Genomic DNA, 1,088 nt, shown 5'->3' on the forward strand with positions numbered 1-1,088 from the left:
GGCGGCTCATATCGTACTGGCTTGCGTTAGCAACGGCCGACGTCGTCAGTAAGAGTCCTGCGAGAGTCTTCTTGAACATGGATGATTTTGACACAAAGGTCTCCGAGTTAATGGTTTGATGATCGGGCTCACAATTATCCCTTAAAAGAAAACCCATTTAAATACTTGACCTTAATTTAATCCCAACAAATTGACTAAGCGATTAGTCTGATAAAAAGAAAACGATATAAGTGCTCCGTATAGAAATAGAATTGTGCTTATGTTCAGGAGTCAGTTGTGAAAATTGCAATGCTAAGTACTGGTGAGGAAGTGCTTCACGGAGATATTGTTGATACTAACGCGGCGTGGCTGTCGAGTTTGTTTTATCAGCATGGGTTTGGTTTAACCAAACGATCCACTGTGGGAGACAAGCAGTCGAGCTTAATCGAAGAGTTTTTAATGCTGAGCTTCAACAATGACGTAGTCATTGTTAACGGTGGATTGGGGCCAACGACCGACGACATGAGCGCCGCAGCGGCAGCGAAAGCGGCTGAGTGCAAACTGGTATTGTTTAAAGAATGGCTAGAGCAACTGGAGAGCATGTATGCTCGGCGTGGCATTCCTATGCCTGATAGCAATTTAAAACAAGCCATGCTACCTGAAATCGCAGAAATTTTAGACAATCCTATTGGCACGGCATGTGGCTTTAAAATGCTGATCAATGACGCGATTTTTTATTTTACTCCTGGTGTACCAAGCGAATTCAAATTGATGGCAGAAACACAAATTTTGCCTGATCTTCGAAGAGTATTTCCTGACGTAAAAGGTTCATGCTGTAGTCGAATCTACACTTTTGGTCTTTCTGAATCTGGGATCTCGGATAAGTTGGATCAGCTAAAACTGCCACAAGGCTATGAGCTTGGGTATCGCTCTTATCTGCCTTTTATTGAAGTGAAGCTGTTTGGCCCGGCAGATCAGCTTGAACAACGTTTGAAGCTGATGCAGTTGATCAACAAGCACCTCGAAAGCAATACGGTTAGCATCGACCTTCCGATGGTTGAGCATGTAGGACAACTGCTGGCGGATAAAGATCTCACACTTTCTGTGTC

Annotated in this window: 1 protein-coding gene and 1 pseudogene; one reads left to right on the forward strand and one right to left on the reverse strand. The window is 43.8% G+C overall.

Translation table 11 applies throughout. The features are described 5' to 3' along the window. Positions 1-157, reverse strand: a pseudogene (locus tag R7P67_RS26080) (DUF3943 domain-containing protein); the annotation flags it as partial. Between the two features lie 119 nt (positions 158-276). Here R7P67_RS26080 and R7P67_RS26085 point away from each other — a divergent pair. After that, the coding region (locus R7P67_RS26085; protein ID WP_318086488.1) for a molybdopterin-binding protein at positions 277-1,088 on the forward strand (812 nt) is incomplete at its 3' end.

The organism is Vibrio sp. Vb0937, from assembly GCF_033338855.1.